Source organism: Thalassolituus sp. UBA6592 (assembly GCF_002433655.1).
Taxonomy (GTDB): Bacteria; Pseudomonadota; Gammaproteobacteria; order Pseudomonadales; family Oceanobacteraceae; genus Venatoribacter.
Genome location: NZ_DJIO01000092.1, coordinates 1 through 2,685 on the forward strand (window position 1 = coordinate 1; position 2,685 = coordinate 2,685).

Below are 2,685 nucleotides of genomic sequence, written 5' to 3' on the forward strand. Positions count from 1 at the left end.
TTGGGTCTGAACTACTACAGATAAGGACCGCGGTATGCATGTGCGGTAAAGCTCCTGGTGAGCAAATTTCTAGATAACTTGAGCATTTTGTATCAAAAAGTAGGCTAATGATTGTTTGTACTTTTCGATTGTTTTATTTGGTGTCTTTTTGCTGATGGGGGCTAACTCGATAAACATCATCACTGATGATGCTTGTTTCGCCCGGTCGCGCCGTTCCTTCTCTATCGGATTCGAAGGAACGGCATTCAAACTGCCCAATCTGATCAGAACGGATACACTTTTGACACGTCAGAAATGCTGCCATCCAGAAGAACTTTTACATACACCTTTTCATCAGAACCGGATTTTGTAACTTCAACAACGTAGAAGTTCTCCCCACTTTCTTTCAGAACGACCTGATCTTTACCAATGCTCTGCCAACTGGTATCCAGTTGACCAGCTGTATAGCCATAGTCTCGCAGGGTCATTTTCTGCACAACGCGGGTCGCAATATTCATCGCACCTGACTCACTTATAGCACCGTGGTCGCCGTGAGCTTGTACAGTTCCGCTGAATGCGGAAATCGTCAGAAGGGCGGATAGTAATAATGCTTTCATGTAGTAACTCCTGTTGCTTGTTGGCGATTTAAATCGCATGAGGATTTTTGTACTGACCTTCAAAAAATAGCTGGACGGTTATGTCCTGTTGACTGTCGTTGCGGAAATACCAGCCATGGGTTCCAGCAAAAGGTGCAGTAAAACTACCTTTCATTTCACTGGTTGTGGTAATGGCATAACTTTTAAAGTAGCCACTGGTGTCATTAAACGGTTCGCCATGGGTATCAACATAAATACTGACACCATCAGTGATCCATTCAAAATCAACCTGGCTACCTTCTGTCATTTCCAGTTTGAATTCTTTGCCACTGCCAGCCGGGATAACCAGGGTAGTCAAGCCATCTATATTCGCTGGGTCACTCAGGGCCGATGGTGCTTCAATCAGCTGTTCCGGTGACAGCGCCGTTAGGCCAAGACGAGCGCCAATACCAGTCGGGTCTATATTGTATTCCGCTGGCATGATGACGGTAACCAGCGTCACCAGACCCGCTGCAATTGCTGTCAGTGTTGCCAGCCAGAGCTGCTTAGCCGGAATCTGTGCATTTGTCATTTTCCTCTCCTCAGGACGTAAAGTAGCCAGTTAACTGGTAGCCGGTGAGCATGATGCCCGATGCCATCAACAACGTATTAGTGAGTACGGCGAAACGGCTGAAGGTTGCTGAATGACGCCATGCCGAGATCAGTATCAGGATAATGCCCAGTGCAGCAAACTGTCCGATTTCGACGCCGATATTAAAGGCAATCAGATTGGTCAGCAGTCCGTCTTCGGGAATATGAAATTCCTGCAACTTGGTCGCCAGACCAAAACCATGAAACAGGCCGAAAATCAGTACGGCGTAACGTGTGTCCGGCTGAAACCCCAACACCCGCTTAAAGCCACCCAGGTTGTCGAAGCCTTTGTACACAACCGAAAGGCCGATGATGGCATCAATCAGGTAAGCGTTAACCTGAATATTGGCCAGCACGCCCGACATCAGGGTAATGCTGTGTCCCAGAGTAAACAGACTGACGTAGAGGAGCACTTCCCGGCTGCGGAACAGAAAGAAGATTACCCCTAGTAGGAACAGCAGGTGATCGTATCCTGTGATCATGTGCTTGGCACCGATATACAGAAAGGGGACGAATTGCACGCCGGTATTCTGTTGCAGAAACGTCCGGGTATTATCATCAACGCCATGAGCCACGGCGAAGGACGCTGTCGTTAACATGACGAGTAAAAGTACAAGACCTGCTATGGAAAACTTCATGCATTCCCTCGTTTTTCACTACGATGCACCAGACGGTACAGTGCCGGAATCACAAATAAGGTCAGAATCGTAGAAGAAATAACACCACCAATCACCACGGTTGCCAGTGGTCGTTGTACTTCTGAGCCGATACCTGAGTTCAGTGCCATCGGGACAAAACCCAGTGACGCTACCAGCGCGGTGGTAATCACCGGACGCAGGCGGGTCAGTGCACCTTCAACGATGGCCTGCTCAATGCTTCGGCCAGAGCGCTGCAATTCCCGGATAAACGACACCATCACTAATGCGTTCAGAATGGCGATACCCGACAGGGCAATAAATCCTACGGCCGCAGAAATCGAAAAGGGAATATCACGCACGGTCAGCGCCAGTACGCCGCCGGTTAAGGCCAGTGGAACACCGGTAAAGATGACCAGTGCGTCGCGCACAGAATTCAGTGCCAGTACCAGCAAGCCAACGATCATAAGCAAAGTTACTGGCACAACAATCATCAGTCTTTGTGACGCGGACTGCAGCTTCTGATAGGTACCGCCATATTCCACCCAGTAGCCTGCGGGAATATCCAGTTCATCACCAACAGCATTGCGCACGGCTTCCACAAAACTGCCAAGATCGCGACCGCGAACGTTGGCGGTGACTACCAGGCGGCGTTTACCATTTTCGCGGTTTACCTGATTTACACCGATGTTTTCACTGAGTGTGACCAGCTCCTGCAGTGGAACAACCTGCCCGTGTGCAACGGTCACCGGTAAATAGTTCAGGCCGTCGATATCAGCGCGTACAGTTTCAGGCAGGCGTACGGTTATATCTGCCCGGCGATCTCCTTCAAACAGGGTACCTGC

General features: G+C 49.5%; 4 protein-coding genes. All 4 read right to left on the bottom strand.

Annotated elements, in window-relative coordinates; translation table 11 throughout:
* Window positions 1-263: 263 nt before the first annotated feature.
* Window positions 264-596: a DUF6488 family protein gene (locus B2Z72_RS08980; RefSeq protein ID WP_296979999.1), complete on the bottom strand. Its 333-nt coding sequence runs from the start codon at window positions 594-596 to the stop codon at window positions 264-266.
* Window positions 597-624: 28 nt separating this feature from the next.
* Window positions 625-1,146 (bottom strand): hypothetical protein, encoded by a 522-nt coding sequence (locus B2Z72_RS08985; RefSeq protein WP_296979996.1) that lies wholly within the window; start codon window positions 1,144-1,146, stop codon window positions 625-627.
* A 10-nt stretch (window positions 1,147-1,156) separates the two neighbouring features.
* Window positions 1,157-1,843, bottom strand: coding sequence for a HupE/UreJ family protein (locus tag B2Z72_RS08990; protein ID WP_414716343.1), 687 nt, complete (start codon window positions 1,841-1,843; stop codon window positions 1,157-1,159).
* Window positions 1,840-2,685, bottom strand: an 846-nt coding sequence (locus B2Z72_RS08995) for an efflux RND transporter permease subunit (RefSeq protein ID WP_297004619.1), incomplete at its 5' end; no start/stop codon positions are given. The genes B2Z72_RS08995 and B2Z72_RS08990, both read right to left, overlap by 4 nt.